14 protein-coding genes are annotated in these 17,480 nt (G+C 52.2%); 4 read left to right on the forward strand and 10 right to left on the reverse strand.

Annotated elements, in window-relative coordinates; all coding sequences use genetic code 11:
- Window positions 1-82: 82 nt before the first annotated feature.
- From KNP68_RS00390 to KNP68_RS00405, 4 genes are all read right to left on the reverse strand, one after another.
- Complete coding sequence (locus tag KNP68_RS00390; RefSeq protein WP_131471207.1) at window positions 83-1,651, reverse strand: BCCT family transporter; 1,569 nt, start codon at window positions 1,649-1,651, stop codon at window positions 83-85.
- Between the two features lie 126 nt (window positions 1,652-1,777).
- On the reverse strand, window positions 1,778-2,266 hold the full coding sequence (locus tag KNP68_RS00395; RefSeq protein ID WP_214756578.1) for a DUF3939 domain-containing protein: 489 nt from the start codon (window positions 2,264-2,266) through the stop codon (window positions 1,778-1,780).
- Window positions 2,267-2,372: 106 nt separating this feature from the next.
- Complete coding sequence (gene acnA, locus KNP68_RS00400; RefSeq protein ID WP_214756576.1) at window positions 2,373-5,087, reverse strand: aconitate hydratase AcnA; 2,715 nt, start codon at window positions 5,085-5,087, stop codon at window positions 2,373-2,375.
- A 197-nt stretch (window positions 5,088-5,284) separates the two neighbouring features.
- Window positions 5,285-6,880, reverse strand: coding sequence for a peptide chain release factor 3 (locus tag KNP68_RS00405; RefSeq protein WP_058763801.1), 1,596 nt, complete (start codon window positions 6,878-6,880; stop codon window positions 5,285-5,287).
- Window positions 6,881-7,073: 193 nt separating this feature from the next.
- Between KNP68_RS00405 and KNP68_RS00410 the strand changes: the two genes are divergently transcribed.
- The 3 genes from KNP68_RS00410 (at window position 7,074) to KNP68_RS00420 (ending at window position 9,708) form a co-directional block, all read left to right on the forward strand.
- The gene (locus tag KNP68_RS00410; protein ID WP_021067576.1) at window positions 7,074-7,505 is read left to right on the forward strand and encodes a DUF2621 domain-containing protein; all 432 of its coding nucleotides are present in this window, start codon (window positions 7,074-7,076) and stop codon (window positions 7,503-7,505) included.
- 311 nt (window positions 7,506-7,816) lie between these two features.
- Window positions 7,817-8,149 (forward strand): DUF485 domain-containing protein, encoded by a 333-nt coding sequence (locus KNP68_RS00415; protein WP_021067577.1) that lies wholly within the window; start codon window positions 7,817-7,819, stop codon window positions 8,147-8,149.
- A complete protein-coding gene (locus KNP68_RS00420; protein WP_131471210.1) occupies window positions 8,146-9,708 on the forward strand; it encodes a solute symporter family protein in 1,563 nt (520 codons plus the stop codon). The genes KNP68_RS00415 and KNP68_RS00420 overlap by 4 nt, the downstream gene beginning before the upstream one ends.
- Before the next feature lie 34 nt (window positions 9,709-9,742).
- Here KNP68_RS00420 and KNP68_RS00425 read toward each other — a convergent pair whose 3' ends face one another.
- Window positions 9,743-10,195 carry a CcdC family protein gene (locus KNP68_RS00425; RefSeq protein WP_034797347.1) on the reverse strand — a complete coding sequence of 151 codons (453 nt, stop codon included), beginning with the start codon at window positions 10,193-10,195 and terminating at the stop codon, window positions 9,743-9,745.
- Between the two features lie 19 nt (window positions 10,196-10,214).
- Complete coding sequence (locus KNP68_RS00430) at window positions 10,215-10,913, reverse strand: cytochrome c biogenesis CcdA family protein (protein ID WP_021067580.1); 699 nt, start codon at window positions 10,911-10,913, stop codon at window positions 10,215-10,217.
- A gap of 192 nt (window positions 10,914-11,105) precedes the next feature.
- Between KNP68_RS00430 and KNP68_RS00435 the strand changes: the two genes are divergently transcribed.
- The gene (locus KNP68_RS00435; protein ID WP_214756575.1) at window positions 11,106-11,288 is read left to right on the forward strand and encodes an aspartyl-phosphate phosphatase Spo0E family protein; all 183 of its coding nucleotides are present in this window, start codon (window positions 11,106-11,108) and stop codon (window positions 11,286-11,288) included.
- Between the two features lie 81 nt (window positions 11,289-11,369).
- On the opposite strand, the gene KNP68_RS00440 is transcribed toward KNP68_RS00435, so the two are convergent.
- The 4 genes from KNP68_RS00440 to tkt form a co-directional block, all read right to left on the reverse strand.
- Window positions 11,370-13,133: an ABC transporter ATP-binding protein gene (locus KNP68_RS00440; RefSeq protein ID WP_214756574.1), complete on the reverse strand. Its 1,764-nt coding sequence runs from the start codon at window positions 13,131-13,133 to the stop codon at window positions 11,370-11,372.
- Entirely contained in the window at window positions 13,123-14,877 is a 1,755-nt protein-coding gene (locus tag KNP68_RS00445) for an ABC transporter transmembrane domain-containing protein (RefSeq protein ID WP_214756657.1), read from the reverse strand. Before KNP68_RS00445 ends, KNP68_RS00440 begins: the two co-directional genes overlap by 11 nt.
- Window positions 14,878-15,006: 129 nt before the next feature.
- A complete protein-coding gene (locus KNP68_RS00450; protein WP_021067584.1) occupies window positions 15,007-15,237 on the reverse strand; it encodes a YneF family protein in 231 nt (76 codons plus the stop codon).
- A 123-nt stretch (window positions 15,238-15,360) separates the two neighbouring features.
- Entirely contained in the window at window positions 15,361-17,352 is a 1,992-nt protein-coding gene (gene tkt, locus KNP68_RS00455) for a transketolase (protein WP_029595351.1), read from the reverse strand.
- Between the last annotated feature and the right edge of the window lie 128 nt (window positions 17,353-17,480).

The following is a 17,480-nucleotide window of genomic DNA, read 5'->3' on the forward strand; positions in this document are numbered from 1 at the left end:
TTCACTTACTATCCTACACTAGCGAGAGGGTCCTGCAAAACATTTACAACCAAAAAAGGGCCTCGACCGAGACCCTTTCCTTTTATCCGAGCTTATCTTCTTCTTCCTGCTTATACGCTTCGATATACTTGTCCCGTTCGTCCGGTTCATCAGACAAATCTTTGAACAAGGCGACAATCATCAAAATTAACACGAAGATGAACGGGAAAGCGACCAGGATGGCGACCGCTTGTAGCGCTCCGAGTCCACCGACGTATAAGAGCACAGCGGCAATCGATGACTGAATGAGACCCCAGATGAGCTTGATCCGCATCGGCGGCACAAGTTTTCCGTTCGTCGACAACATGCCGAGCACGTATGTCGCCGAGTCCGCTGACGTGATGAAGAAGACAGAGACTAAGAAAATGGCGACGACACTAAGGATCGTGCCAAAGCCACCAAACGTCTCGAACAAGGCGAACAGACCGACTTCCGTGCCGATTTCGTTGACCGTTGCAATCAAGTTTGCCCCACCGTTCAAATCAGCCCAGATGGCCGCACCGCCAAAGACGGAGAACCAGAGCAGACCGAACGAGGTCGGCACGAGTAGAATTCCGATGATGAATTCACGAATCGTACGTCCTTTTGAGACACGAGCGATGAACGTCCCTACGAACGGGGACCATGAAATCCACCAAGCCCAATAGAAAATCGTCCATCCGTTGATCCATTCGCGTTCCACCGGCTCAAACGCGGCCGTCCGGAAACTCATCGACGGTAACTGTTGCAAATATGTCCCGATCGTCTGTGTGAACAGATCGAGGATGAATGCACTCGGTCCGACCATGAGCGTTGCGATCAAGAGGACGATGGCGAGAAAGATGTTCGTATTACTTAAGATACGAATCCCTTTCTCAAGCCCCGTCGAGGCACTGATCATATAGAGTACCGTTACGACGGCAATGATAATCAATTGGGTCGAGAACGCGTTCGGTACGTTCGGAATCAAGAAGTGAATCCCGCCAGCAATTTGCTGGGCCCCGAAGCCGAGCGAAGTCGCCACACCAAACGCGGTCGCGATGATGGCCAACACATCGACCGTCCGTTTGACCGGTATTTCGTAGCGGTCTTTGACGAGTGAGCCGATGGTCTCCCCGATCGTCGCCGGACGCCCTTTCCGGAACGTTGAGTAAGCAATGGCGAGCGCGATCATCGCGTAAATCGCCCATGGGTGCAAGCCCCAGTGGAAAAACGAATATTGCATCGCCGTTCGGGCATCGCCCTCAGGTGTGCCCGAATCGAATGGCGGCGCGTGAAAATGTGAAAGCGGTTCGGCTGCCCCCCAGAAGACGAGTCCGATCCCCATCCCGGCACTGAACAACATGGCGAACCATGACAGATACCCGAATTCCGGACGATCCGTATCTTTCCCGAGTCGAATTGACCCGAACCTCGAGAAGATTAAAAAGATGGCGACGAGTAGAATTCCGGTCGCACTGAGTAAATAAAACCAGCCAAAGCCGTTCGAGAGCCAGCCCTGCAGTTTCGTCGTCACGTTCAAGAGACTGCCGTTACCGAGGACGCTCTCTGGGATGACACCCCAGATCGTGAATAAGACCGTAATGATGGCTGAAACGAGAAAAACGGTCGTCACTTGGCTTTTCCTTTCCATAATCTCACTCCTATTCAATTTTCTTATTTTCATATACGTTTTCCACCGTAACATAGTTTGTAAACCAGACTCAACCCCGCGACGTGCTCGGACGACCATGTCAAAAAAAGTGACGATGGCGTGTCGTCACTCTGGCGGTTTCGGTTCCAAGGACACGATTAACGTCTCGTCAACGACGTAATAGGGCCGTTTCGGCAGTACTTTCAAGTAGCCGCCTTCACGTAATCGAGTCAAATCCAATTGCAGTGTCTGTTGAAATTTTCGAAACGGTATTTTTTTTTCTTGTTCAAAGTATAAATCGAGCGCCCGTTGTACTTGATCCATCTCATAGACCAATTCCCGTTCGTCCTCAGGGACGATATGAAACGTCTCTTTTGACATATAGAACCGCTGTCTCGGTTTACCGGGCAAGTGTTTTTTCAGTCGAGCCAAATCGATTTCTTGCGTTTCGTCGAGCAAGACCGTGCGATTGACGCCTTTCGGTAACGTCTGTTCATATTTATGGATGGCTTCTCGCAACTGCGGAAGCGTGAGGTCGAACTCTTCCTCCGGCACTTCCTCTTTTTGCGTCAGCCGTTGCCACCAGTTTTTACCTGATTTCGTCTGTCGTTCCATACACTCCCCCCTCTCCCCATTCTCTTCCCGATATGAGTCATCCTCTCACCTTTTATTCGCATATTCACAAAAAAACCTTCCTTTTTGCAAAGGAAGGCTATGTTGCTTATTTCAATTTGTTGCGGAGAACCATCTGCAAGATGCCACCGTGACGGTAATAATCGATCTCGACTTCTGAATCGAAGCGCGCGATGACTTTGAACTCGGTCACTGTGCCGTTCTCGTGTGTTGCTTTGACGTTCAGGATATCACGTGGGCGGACTGACTCGTCGACTTGGATGTCGATCGCTTCTTCGCCTGTGAGTCCGAGTGAGTCAGCTGACTCCCCGTCCATGAACTGAAGTGGCAATACGCCCATCATGACGAGGTTCGAGCGGTGAATCCGTTCGAAGCTTTGCGCGATGACAGCACGGATGCCGAGCAAATTCGTCCCTTTGGCTGCCCAGTCACGTGACGAGCCCATACCGTAGTCGTTTCCAGCGAAGACGACAAGGCCTGTGCCTTGCTCTTTGTACTTCATGGCTGCATCGTACATCGGCATGATTTCGCCAGTCGGCCAGTACGTCGTGAAGCCGCCTTCAGTGCCAGGTGCGACTTGGTTACGGATACGGATGTTCGCGAACGTACCGCGCATCATGACTTCGTGGTTCCCGCGGCGTGAGCCATACGAGTTGAAGTCGAGCGGTGCGACACCTTTCGATTGAAGGTATTGGCCGGCTGGTGTCGTTTTCGAGAATGCTCCAGCTGGTGAGATGTGATCGGTCGTGACCGAATCAGCAAACTTCCCGATGACGCGGAGTCCGTTCAACGCATGTACTTCTCCCGCTTCTGGCTCGAGGTTTTCGAAGAACGGTGGGTTTTGGATATACGTCGAATCGTCCGAGAAGTCATACAAGTTGCCTTCTGGCACGTCGAGGGCATTCCAACGCTCATTCCCTGTGAACACCGTGTCGTACTCTTTCCGGAACGCTTCTGGTGAGACGACATCTTGAACGACCATCTTAATTTCATCATTTGATGGCCAGATGTCTTTGAAGAAGACCTCGTTGCCATCTTTGTCCGTTCCGAACGACTCGTTCATGATGTCGAAGTTGACCGATCCAGCGAGTGCGTAAGCGACGACGAGTGGCGGTGACGCCAAGAAGTTCGCTTTGACGAGCGGATGGACTCGGCCTTCGAAGTTACGGTTCCCCGAGAGGACCGATGAGACGAGCAAATCGTTCGATGTGATCGCTTCTTCGACTTCGCGGTCGAGTGGACCCGAGTTTCCGATACATGTCGTACATCCGTACCCAACGGTGTTGAAACCGAGTTGGTCGAGGTATGGCGTGAGACCGGCTTTGTCGAGGTAGTCGGTAACCACTTTCGAGCCCGGTGCGAGCGACGTCTTCACGAATTTTGGAACCGTGAGACCGCGTTCGACAGCTTTCTTCGCGACGAGACCTGCTCCGACCATGACGTATGGGTTTGATGTGTTCGTACAGCTTGTGATCGCTGCGATCGCCACGTCACCCGTGCGCATGTCGACAGAGCCGTCTGCATAGTTGATAGCTGCTTTCTTCTCAAGCTCGGATTTTTCAAGACCGAAGCCGCTGTGTCCGGCTGGTGCCGTCACGCTATCGACGAACGCTGTCTGAAGGTCTGATAAGTTGATTCGGTCTTGTGGACGTTTCGGTCCAGCAAGCGACGGTTGTACTTTCGACAAGTCGAGCGTGAGCGTCTTCGTGAACGACGGGTCCGCTTGATCTGGTGTGTAGAACAAGTCATTCGCTTTCGAGTAGGCTTCGACGAGGTCGATCAATTCTTCTGGGCGACCTGTCGTGCGCATATAGTTGAGCGTCTCTGTATCGACTGGGAAGAAGCCACAAGTCGCACCATACTCAGGCGCCATGTTGGCAATCGTTGCCCGGTCTGAGAGCGGCATCGTGTGAAGCGATGGACCGAAGAACTCGACGAACTTGCCGACGACTTTCTCGTTACGGAGCATTTCTGTGACGACGAGCGCGACGTCTGTCGCCGTGACACCCGGATTGACTTCACCGATGATTTTGACGCCGACGACGTCTGGTACCGGGAAATAAGACGGTTGTCCGAGCATGCTCGCCTCGGCTTCGATTCCACCGACACCCCAACCGAGGACGCCGAGACCGTTGATCATCGTCGTGTGCGAGTCCGTTCCGACGAGCGAGTCTGGATAGGCGACATTGCCCGTTCCGTCATTCTTCTCGAGGACGACCGACGCCAAGTACTCCAAGTTGACTTGGTGAACGATTCCTGTCGCAGGCGGAACGGCGCGATAGTTGTCGAACGCCGTCTGGGCCCAACGCAAGAACTTGTAGCGCTCTTCGTTACGCTCGAACTCGATGTCCATGTTTTTCATGAGTGCGCCGGCAAAACCGTACGCATCGACTTGGACCGAGTGGTCGACGACGAGGTCAACCGGGATTTCAGGATTGATTTTGTTCGGGTCTCCACCAAGGTCAGCCATCGCCTTGCGAAGTGAGGCGAGGTCAACGACCGTCGGTACACCCGTAAAGTCCTGAAGGACGACACGAGCCGGTTTGAACGGAACATCGATGTCTTTCGAAACTTCGGCAGTACCCCATTTAGCCAAGTTCTCGACATGTTCTTTCGTGATGGCACGGCCATCCTGTTGACGAAGCACAGATTCGAGCAATACGCGAATCGAGTACGGAAGTCGACTAAGTTCCGTCACCCCTTCTTCTTCAAGCTTTTTAAGCCGGTAATAATCGTACGCTTGTCCATTGACCTCGAACTGCGTCCGAGATTTGAAAGCGTCTAATACGTTCGTCTGTTCCATACGATATCCCCCTTTTTGAAAGCGGCGATGCCGGCACGTGCCGTAATCGCTTACTTATCACATGTTTATCATAATACAACTATAGCGTGACGTAAAATACATTCCGTCACAAATTAGTCATAAGTAAAACTTATCAATAGCGTCGGACTCACTGAAACAAGAAAAGACGGCCCTTGGACAAGAGCCGTCTTCAATCATTATTCTGCGCCAATCTCGACGTTGACGTCGAGGGCGTCGACGAGCGTGAGCTCATCTTCATACCGTTCTTTGAAGCGATCGAACGTGAACTCGTTGGCGAACAAGAACACAGGACGCTCCCAACGATCCGTCACGAGCATGTTGCGTGAGTCCTGGAAGGGCTTGAGCGCCTTCAATTCCTTGTCCTTCACCCAACGTGCGACGCTGTACGAGACCGGCTCCATACGGATGTCGACGCCGTATTCGTTGTTCAAGCGATACTCGAACACTTCGAATTGGAGTTGACCGACCGCACCGAGATAAATCTCGTTGTATTCGTTGCGATACACTTGAATTGCTCCCTCTTGGGCGAGCTGCTCCACACCTTTGTGGAAATGCTTCGACTTGAGCGAGTTGATTGGCGAGACGCGCATGAACAGTTCAGGCGGGAACGTCGGCAACGCCTCAAACGCGATTTTCTGTTTCGACGTCGTGATCGTGTCGCCGATTTGGTATGTCCCCGAATCGTAAATCCCGATCACGTCTCCAGCGAACGCCTGATCGACCGTTTCCCGGTCGTTGGCCATGAGCTGCGTCGATTGACTCAATTTGATTTTCTTCCCTGTCCGCGTGAGTGTGACGTCCATGCCGCGCTCGAACACGCCCGAACAGATGCGGACGAAGGCGATGCGGTCACGGTGGGCCGGGTTCATGTTCGCTTGAATCTTGAAGACGAAGCCGCTGAAGTCTTCTGACGTCGGGTCGATTGGACCGACATTCGACTTACGGGCCTCAGGGGCCGGTGACATGGCGAGATAGTGGTTCAAGAACGATGTCACGCCGAAGTCGACGAGGGCCGTCCCGAAAAAGACCGGAGTCAATTTCCCGTGCTGAATCGCATCGACTTCGATTTCATTGCCGGCACCGTCGAGAAGATCGATTTCATCTCGAAGGTTCGTCAAGTTCTCTTCCGTTAAATAATCGGCGAGAATCGGGTCATTGACGCCGTCCTCGTTCAACGTGAGCGTCCCTTTCTCACCCCGGAACAAGTGGACTTCGTTCTTCAGGCGGTCGTACACCCCTTCGAACTGCATCCCGCTCCCGATCGGCCACGTGACGGCGACCGAAGGCATGCCGAGCACTTCTTCGAGCTCTTCCATGAGTTCGAGCGGGTCTTTCGCTTGGCGGTCCAATTTGTTCATGAACGTGAAAATTGGAATCCCCCGCATCCGACAGACTTGGAACAATTTCTTCGTCTGCGTCTCAATCCCTTTGGCCGCATCGATGACCATGACGGCGCTATCGACCGACGTCAACACACGGTACGTGTCTTCCCCGAAATCGTTGTGTCCGGGCGTGTCCATGATTGAGACGACCTTATCTTGATAGACGAACTGCATGACCGACGAGGTGACCGAGATCCCACGTTGTTTCTCGATTTCCATCCAGTCCGACTTGGCATGCTTGGAATTTTTGCGGGCTTTGACCGTCCCCGCCTCCCGGATGGCGCCTCCGTGGAGGAGCAACTTCTCCGTCAGCGTCGTCTTACCTGCATCCGGGTGCGAGATGATGCCGAAAATACGACGCTTCTCAACTTCTTGTTTTAATTGATTCATGTATGGCTCTTTCCTTTCTGGACAATACGATTTATACGATGTCTTGCTCACTGCAACGCTATCTATTCTAACGAAACCGGCCCGTTTCGTCCATCTTTATAGTAGGGAACGGATAGCTGTAGCTTTTGTATCGCGCCCCTTTTTTGTATACTTAGCTTGAATGATCGTGAAATGACAGAACGGGGGAAAGACGATGCCAGAAAACTTGATGATGTATTTCATTGTCTTCTGGGGATTCGTGATGATCGGGTTAATGTCGATCGGCGGTTACTTTATGTTCCGTAAATTTTTGAAACGAATGCCAAAAGAAGACGGACGCTCACTCCTCGACATCGAGGATGACTACATCGACAAGACACGCCACTTATGGACGCCGGAGACGCGAACGTTGCTCGACCGCCTCGTCACGCCGGTACCAGAGCTGTTCCGCGACGTCGCCATCCGCAAGATCGCCGGTAAGATCGGACAATTCGCCCTCGAGACCCGGGCACGTGAAATGACGACCGAGCTCGTCGTCAAAGGCTATATCGCCGCAACTCCGAAGCGGGACCATAAGTTCTTAAAGAAGGCACTTGAAGAAGAGCAAATCGACTGGAAAGTGTATCAACATTACTTCCAACAATGAGACGAGACGTCAGGACATGTGCCTGGCGTCTTTTTGTTCACCCCTTGATGTCGACTCATCGTAGCCGACTGATTATGTCTCCTGCTTACGAAATTGTGCCATACGACTAATAGGTCAAAAGTACCCTTTTCACGAGTGATAACTATCTAAAGATAATGTTCATAATATAGACAATATTGGAAACGCTTACATTAAAGTGGTATGACCAATATTAGTATAACAATTTCGTTTTCTGCAATAAAAAATGGATAGCTTTTCCTTTATTTACATTTCTATAATGTACGTATCTTGATGCCGAAGGAGGTTTTTATATGCATGATGTCACACATGTCACGCAAACCGACAGTACCCGCTCCGCCGAAGCGATTGTCGAGAGCCAGACGTTTCACAAACTGATGCGAGAAAAGAATCGGTTCATTGTTCCATCCATCATCTTCTCCCTTATCTTCTACTTCACGTTGCCAATCTCGACAAGTTACTTCACCTTTTTGAATATCCCGGTCGCCGGAGACATCACATGGGCCTGGGTGCTCGCCTTCGCCCAATTCTTTATGACCTGGACGTTCTGTGTGATGTACAGCCGCCGGGCCCGTCGGTTTGACGAACTCGTCACCGCCATCAAACAAGAGGAGGACGACCGATGAACTGGACCGCTATTTTATTATTCCTCGCGATTGTCGGGCTCACGCTCGTCATCACGTTCTTCGCCGCTCGTAAAACGAAGACCGCGAGCGACTTTTATACGGCCGATGGAGGGTTGACCGGTTTCCAAAATGGGCTCGCCATCGCCGGGGACTATATGTCGGCAGCTTCTTTCCTCGGGATTGCCGGGATGATTGCCCTCGCCGGATTTGACGGTTTCTTCTATTCAATCGGCTTCTTGGTGGCTTATCTCGTTGTGCTCTACCTCGTGGCCGAGCCGCTCCGTAACCTTGGCAAGTATACGATGGCCGATATGATTGCGGCTCGATTCAACAAACCGCGCGTGCGCGGTGTCGCCGCCATGAACGCCATCGTCATCTCGATTTTCTATATGATCGCCCAGCTCGTCGGGGCCGGCGCGCTCATCGAGTTATTGCTCGGCATCCCATACACGACGAGTGTCGTCGTCGTCGGGATTTTGATGACGGTGTACGTCGTCTTCGGAGGGATGACCGCGACGTCATGGGTACAGATCACGAAAGCTGTGCTATTGATGATCGGGACCGCCATCATCTCGTTTCTCGTGTTCGCTCGCTTTGACTTCTCTGTCTTCACCATGTTCTCGGAAGTGAGCAAGGCGACGCCGCTCGGCGACAGTTTCTTGAACCCGGGCAACAAGTTCAAGCTCCCGCTCGACACGATCTCGCTCAACTTGGCACTCGTCCTCGGGACGGCGGGGCTGCCCCACATCCTTATCCGTTTCTTCACGGTCAAAGATGCACCGACAGCACGCCAATCGGTCGTCTATGCGACATGGATCATCGGTGCGTTCTACATATTGACAATCTTCCTCGGATTCGGGGCTGCCGCATTCGTCGGCTCGGATGCCATTATCGCCGCCAACCCGGCCGGCAACATGGCCGCACCGCTCCTGGCCCAAGTGCTCGGCGGCGACTTGTTGTTCGCCTTTGTCGCGGCGATTGCATTTGCCACGATCCTTGCCGTCGTCGCCGGCCTCGTCCTTTCGGCCGCCTCGGCATTCGCCCACGACTTCTATGGACATATCGTCCGTAAGGGGGAAGCGACTGAGAAAGAACAAGTCACGGCTGCCCGCATCGCTTCGATTGCTGTCGCCCTCGTCTCGATGGGACTCGCGTTTTTCGCACAGTCGATGAACGTCGCTTTCCTCGTCTCGCTCGCTTTCGCCGTGGCCGCCAGTGCGAACTTGCCGGTCATCTTGTTCACGATTTACTGGAGACGGTTTAACACCGGAGGAGCCGTGTTCGGCATGATTGTCGGCTTGTTCTCGTCACTCTTCCTCGTCGCCATCAGCCCGAACGTATGGGCGCCGGACGGTTCCGCCATCTTTATCGGTGAGGCTCTGTTCCCGCTCACGAATCCGGGCATCGTGTCGATCCCGCTCGGTTTCCTCGCCGCTATCGTCGGGACGTACGTGACGAAGTCAGATGAAGTCGCCGGAAACTTCGAACGGATTCTCGTCAAGGCCAACACCGGAATCGATGCCGAGACCGAGGCAGCCCTGACCAAAAAATCTTCTTAATCGACAAAACGGCGTCCCTCGCAAGGGACGCCGTTTATGATGCTACGATTTGTTTGTACTTTTGATACATGGCGATGCGCCACGGGACAATCATGCCCCAGGCGATCAAATAGAACAGGCCGCCCGTCGCGAATATGTTTACCTCGTCCCCGAGAAACGCCTTCATAACCGTCCGGATGGCCAATAAGACAAACACGACGATAAAGAACGCTTTCGAACGGGACAAGTACACCTCTCCGTCACGTTTCTCGAAATTCGACGTCTTGATGAGGAACACGCTGAAAATCAATCCCACGATCAGCGCCTCTCCGACCTCGAGCCAAGTCAGCCGAAACGCCGGGACGAGAAATTGTAACATGCCCGTCGACATCGCCAGCGGCGGAATCAAAATCTTTTTCGCATTCGTCGGACGTGCTGACGCTTTGACGCGAACGAAGCTCGCAATCAAGCCCATCATCAGTGCGACGAGGGTCGATCCCCAAAATATCGACATTCGGTCAACCCCTTTAAAATCCGGTGAATCCTACTAATTCGCTCATCCAAGCAGCGAAGCGGTTCATTCCATCAAAATATAATACGACGCCGAAAGCCATCATCAAATAGCCTCCGAATCTTGCTACCTTGGCGCTATTGCGTGCCAAGTACTTGATTTTGCCGACAAAACCGGCCATAACGAGGAATGGGATGGCAAAGCCGATGACGTACGCCAACATATAGCCCATTCCCTGACTCGGGTTCGACGCCGCGAGGGCGATGACGCCAGCAAGAATCGGTCCGGTACAAGGTGTCCACCCTGCTGCGAATCCGATTCCGATGAGTGCCGTCCCAAAATAGCCGCTCTTGCGCTCTCCTAATGCGAGTTTTTTCTCGCGCATCATAAAACGTGGTTGCCAGAGACCTGCCAAGAAGACACCAAATACGAAGATAAGGATGGCACCGAACATGCGCAAACTATCTTTGTATTGAATGAACACGTCGGCAATCAGCGAGGTCGACAAACCGAGCACGAGAAAGACGATAGAGAAACCGAAGAGGAATGAGAACGTATGAAACCATGCCGTGCGCTGCCGCAGTCCTTCGCTCTTCAAATCAGAGACAGAGACCCCAGTGATATACGATAAAAAGACTGGATACAACGGTAGCGTGCACGGAGACAAAAATGACAAGACGCCCGCCCCAAATGCGAGCCAAAGGGTAACTTCCATGCGATCTTCCACCTTTCAGCCCCATTATAGCGAAAACCTTTTCAAAATGCTCGCATCTTTTTCTGCAACGATTGTTTGATAGAAATTGTAATCTTTGAAATGGAAATGAAACTTGTAAACAGTAGTGTTAGATGCTAAGATTTGGATATTCCTAAGTAACACTTTTGACTTTATAATGATGGGGGAAACACCGTGGCGGTCATCACAGCTGAAAACTTACATTTTGCCATTGAACAGAAACGCGATGAACTGTACGAAATCGCTTCGCAGCACAGTTGGACGTCTCCTGAAGTGATTCACGTCAGCCAAGAGTTAGACAAGCTGATCACACGTCACGTCCTGGCTATACATGCTTCAGAACACCTAACTTTTTAAATGAACGGCTCTCCGCATCTCATTTGCGGAGAGCCTTTTCCATGGAAAAAAGACGCCGATATCGGCGTCTTTTTTTGTAATTTATGACATCAGACGTTGGCCTGATTGAAGTTCATACATCTTTTTGTAGAGCCCGTCTTGTTTCAATAACGATTGATGATTACCTCGTTCGACGATTTCACCTCGATGGAGGACGAGTATCAAGTCGGCATCTTGAATTGTCGAGAGCCGGTGTGCGATGGCAATCGTCGTCCGACCACGTCTCATCCGCTCGAGGGCGAGTTGAACGCGCTCCTCGGTCTCGGTATCAATCGAACTCGTCGCCTCATCCAAAATCAAGATTTTCGGATCCCGGGCGACCGTCCGGGCGAACGCGAGCAATTGCCGTTCCCCGCTCGAGAACGTCGCCCCCCGTTCACCGACCGTATGCCCGTAGCCGGCCTCGAGTTTCTCGACGAACGTATGGGCTTGGACGAACTCAGCTGCTTCCCGAACTTTGTCCGAGTCGATCGTCGGGTTAAATAGTTTTAAGTTGTCCTCGATCGTCCCCGTGAACAAGAACGGGTCTTGGAGCACAAGGCCGACTTTGGCTCGAAGCTCGGCTTCCTCGAACTGCTCGATCGGATGCCCATCAATCGTGATTTTTCCTGATTGATACGGATAGAACCGAGTCAACAAGTTGATAATTGAACTCTTCCCGCTCCCGGTATGACCGACGAGTGCGACTGTCTCTCCCGGCTTGGCGACGAACGAGATGTGTTTCAATACGTCGACTTCTCCGTCATAGCTGAACGTGACGTTTTCGAAGCGTACTTCCCCGGAGCCAATTTCAGCCGTTCCCTCTAAGCTCTTACCTGGGGCCGGTTCATCCGTGTCCAAGACTTTGAAGACTCGGTCCGCCGAAACGACCGCCTGTTGAAATTCACTCAATCGTTGCATGATATCGAGCACGGGACGGAAGATTCGTTCGATATAGCTGATAAAGGCGTAGACGACCCCAACTTGTACTTGCTCGGTCGTTGACAAGACGCCGTAATAGCCGAGCAGCCCGATGATGGAGAAGGCGAGCAACAATTCGATAATCGGTCGCAACAACATACTGTCGAGCTTCAAGTTCCGATAACGTGCTTCTTGGTGGGCCTCGTTCGTCTCTTCGAATTGGCGGACAAGCCGCTCTTCTTGACGAAACTGTTGAACGATTCCCATCCCGTTAATCGACTCATTCAACTGTCCGTTCAATTGTGACAGCAGATCACGCACTTGCGCGAAGTACTTCGTCGAGTAGCGACGATACACCCAGATGATGAGCCAGAACAACGGCACGAGCACGAGCCCCATCGTTGCGAGCGTCGGTTCGAGGATGTAAAGGAACACGTATGTCCCGAGCAGCTGCACGGCCGATTGGACGAACGTGCTCATCACTCCGACGTACAGCTCCTTGACCGCCTCGGTGTCGTTCGTAATCCGCGAGACGAGTACGCCTGCTGGCGTCCGGTCGAAATAGGCGAGCCGCATGCCCATGACGTGACGGAAAATATCCATCCGAATGTTTTGAACGATTTTTAAGGCGATTTTTTGGAATGAAATCGACTGTAAATAGTCGAAGATGATCGCCGACACATGCAAGACCAAATAAACGACGAGCAATGTGACGACCCAGTTCGTCGGATAGACGCCTGGCGTCACGAACTCATCAATAAAGACCTTGATTAAAAACGGTCCCGCGAGCTTCGCACCGGTGGCGAGCAACAAAAAGACGAAAGCGAGACTGAGTGGGCGTGAGTAACGATTCGTATACGCCAATAGACGTTTGATGACCGCCCATTCCTGAACGTCATGCTTCATGGTGGCCACCCCCTTCTACGATTGCTTCGAGCTGTTGACGATCATACGTATCTTTGTACCATCCCGGTTCGCGAATCAAGTCCTGATGCCGGCCTCGTTGGATGATACGACCGTCTTCGAGAACGAGAATCTCGTCGGCGTGCTCGACCGCAGACAGTCGGTGCGCGACAATCAACCGAGATTGATCGGGATTCCCGGCCCGGAAATGCTCGATGATCGCTTCTTCCGTCTTCGCATCGACGGCGGAGAGAGCATCGTCTAGAATCAATACGTCTGCCTCGATCATGAGGGCACGTGCAATCGAGATGCGTTGTTTTTGGCCGCCCGATAGCGTCACGCCCCGTTCGCCTACAAGCGTGGCATAACCTTCTGGTAACCGCATGATGTCATCATGCACTTCGGCGATTTTAGCTGCTTCCATAATCTCGTCAAGTTTTGCTTCCGGTTTACCGAACGCGATATTGTTTGCAATCGAGTCGCTGAACAAGAAGTGGTCTTGCGGGACGACGGCGACCTTGTCGAGCAGAAGTGACTTTTTCACCTGTCGGATATTGATGCCCCCGATTTTAATCGTGCCGTCATGGACGTCATACTCCCGCGTCAATAACCGAACGATTGTCGTTTTACCGGAGCCTGTCCGTCCGACAATTCCGAGCGTGCGACCGCGTTCGATTCGGAACGACACGTCTTGTAAGACGGGTGTCTCGTCATAGCGGAAGGCATGAATGTCCGCCTCAATCTCCGAATAGGCAAGTTTCGTCGCCGCCATCGGGTCATCTTGAATCTCAGGTTTGACGGCGAGCATTCGCTCGATTCGGTCATAAGACGCACGACCGCGTTCGACGATATTGAACAGCCAGCCGAACGCAAGCATCGGCCAAGTGAGCAAACTGAGATACGCCGTGAAACTGACGATTTGACCGATTGTCAGCTCGCCTTGTTCAATCAAATAGGCACCATAGCCAATCGATAGGATATACGAGAGGCCGACGATTCCGAAGATGGTCGGGTCGTATAGTGCATCGATTTTGGCGACGCGGACGTTCTTCGCCATGACCTCGTCGGATAACTTCTCGAACGAGTCGACGTCGCGGCCGACTTCCCCGGCCGATTTCAATACCCGGACACCGCTGACGCTCTCTTGGACTTTGTCATTCAGTTCGGAGAACGCCGCCTGAGCGACCCCGAACCGATTATGTAATAGTTTGCCGTATCGTGTCGTTAACGCGACCATGATTGGCAGCGGCAACAGCGCTACGACCGTCAACTTCCAACTAATCGTCGTCACCATCGTGATGATGACGAACGTCCCCATGGTAATGCTGTCGACGAGCGTCAAAATCCCCGCACCCGCCGTCGTCGAGACGGCTTGGACATCGTTCGTCGCATGGGCCATCAAATCCCCGACCCGCGACTTCTTATAAAAACGTTGATCTAAATCGGTGAAATGGCGATAGAGCTGACTCCGCAACATCCGACCGAGCCGAATTGAAGCCCCAAAGATGAAGTACCGCCAGAAGAAGCGGGCCACATAGTTTCCGATGCCGACGGCCGCGAGCCCGCCGAGCAACATCCACAATAAATCTGTTTCGAGCGATTCTCGGTTGATCTCATCGACGATTCGGCCGATGATGCGTGGCGGCACGAGTTCGAGCGCCGCAACGAACATGAGTAGGACGATACCGAGCGCATACGTCCGCCATTCGAGCTTGAAGAACCAAGCCAATTGTTTGAATACACGAATCTGAAACACCCCCTATGTTGTCTTGAATTCAGACTATTCTTTTAGATTAGCGAAAGTTTGTTCGATTGTCTAACAAAAAATGGATACAAAAAGCACTTTGCGGGCGCAAAGTGCTTCGGTCGATCCAGTTTATTTCTTTTCGTTCTTCATTTGAACGTTCATGGCGCGCATCACTTGGTTGACTTTCTTCTGTGACGGCTTTTGACCCATTTGCATCATCAATGTACGAATCATATCTTCGTTGATCGGTGGGTTCTGTTCGAGGTAGTTCATCATGTATTTACGAGCGATAAAGAAACCGATCGCAATACCCCCGATTAGTGCTGCCACGATCAGAAGAATCCAGAATAATGTACTCAAGGCTTAACCTCCTCTACCATATGAAACATCGTTTTTTACTATACACTATATTACGCTAATTCGCTAGTCGTCTGTAAAAAAAGTGGTGACCCAAAACTCCGGGCCACCACTGATAGTAAGCGATTAAAGTGATTTGACAGCAGCGACGACGTTGTCGACCGACATGCCATATTCTTTCATGAGGAGATCCCCAGGGGCAGAGGCACCGAACTTGTCGATTCCGAGTACTTTACCGCCGAATCCGACGTATTTGTACCAGCCGAGTGTCGCGCCCGCTTCAAGCGAGACACGCTTCGTGATTGACGAAGGAAGGACCGATTCTTTGTATTCTGCTGACTGTGCTTCGAACAATTCCCACGAAGGCATCGAGACGACAGCCGCGTTCACGCCGTCAGCCGCGAGTGCTTCGCGAGCTTCGACGAGGACGTGTACTTCAGAACCTGTACCGAGAAGGAGGACGTCCGCCTCGCTCGAGTTACCGGCGACGACGTAGCCACCTTTAGCCGCTTCTTCAATCGACGTGCCTTCGAGTTCTGGCAACGCTTGACGCGTCAAGACGAGAAGTGATGGTGATGATTTCGTTGTGATTGCTTGCTTCCAAGCCGCAATCGTCTCTTTTCCGTCAGCCGGACGGAGAACAGACAAGTTTGGCATCGCACGGAAGCTCATCAAGTGCTCGACCGGTTCGTGTGTCGGGCCGTCTTCGCCGACCGCGATTGAATCGTGTGTCAAGACGAACGTCGATGGGATTCCCATGAGGGCCGCGAGTCGTACCGCTGGACGCAAATAGTCTGAGAAGACGAAGAATGTCGCGCCGTAAGGAAGGACACCACCGTGGAGTGCCATACCGTTGACGGCAGCTGCCATTGCGAATTCACGGACGCCGAACCAGATGTTGCGGCCTGCTGGATCTTCATCGAAGTCTGCAGCACCTTTAATCATCGTGTTGTTCGAGCCTGCGAGGTCAGCCGAACCACCGAAGAGTGTCGGCACCGCTTTAGCGATTGCGTTCAATACTTCACCGCTCGTTTGACGTGTCGCTTTCTTCGAACCGATTTCGAACGTCGGCAACTCGCTGTCCCAACCTTCTGGGAGCTCATTGTTCACTGCACGCTCGAACTGTGCACCGAGTTCAGGGTGTGACGACTTGTAAGCCGCGACGAGTTCGTTCCAGTCCGCTTCCGCTTTGGCACCTGGCTCAACGACTTTCTCGTTGAACAAGTCGTACACTTCGGTCGGTACGTAGAAGTTTTCGCCTTCCCACTTATAGAACTGCTTCGTGAGTTCGATTTCAGCTTCGCCGAGCGGCGCGCCGTGTGAGGCCGATTTCCCTGACTTGTTCGGTGAACCGAAACCGATGACCGTCTTCACTTCGATGAGGGTCGGTTTCGACGTTTCCGCCTTCGCTTCGTCGATTGCTTTCGCGATTGTATCGATGTCCGTGCCATCTTCAACGCGAATCACTTGCCAGCCGTAAGCGTTGAAACGATCTTCGACGCTTTCTGAGAACGACTTGTGAAGGTCGCCATCGAGTGAGATGTCGTTTGAATCATAAAGGACGACGAGCTTTCCGAGTTTCAAGTGACCAGCGAGTGAGGCAGCTTCTGCCGACACGCCTTCCATCAAGTCACCGTCTCCGCAAATCCCGTATGTGAAGTGGTCAACCACTTTGAACTCATCACGGTTGTAAGTCGCTTCCAAATGTTTTTCAGCCATCGCCATACCGACTGCCATGGCAATCCCTTGGCCGAGCGGTCCAGTCGTCGCGTCGACACCAGCCGTGTGACGGTACTCTGGGTGTCCAGGCGTCTTCGAATCCATTTGACGGAACGATTTGAGATCGTCGAGTGAAAGGTCGTAACCAGATAAGTGAAGAAGCGAGTACAAGAGCATCGAACCGTGTCCCGCTGAAAGAACGAACCGATCGCGGTTGAACCAGTTCGGGTTTTTCGGGTTGTGACGCATCTTATCCGTCCAAAGTGTGAACGCCATCGGAGCCGCACCCATCGGCATCCCCGGGTGACCAGAGTTCGCTTTTTGGACCGCATCAATCGAGAGCGTCCGAATCGAGTTAATCGCTAATAATTCTTTAGTAGTTGTTTCCACTAATTTCATCCTCTCTGTTGTTACAAAGTTTCTACCCGTCATATTTTAGCATACTCATTCGTGTGTCACAACTAATTAATTAGTATAACACATTAGATGGAATCGTTTACTTCCTTTCGTCCAAAATCAGTCCATTA

Origin of the sequence: Exiguobacterium sp. s50 (assembly GCF_018618175.1) — a bacterium.
Lineage (GTDB): Bacteria > Bacillota > Bacilli > Exiguobacteriales > Exiguobacteriaceae > Exiguobacterium > Exiguobacterium chiriqhucha.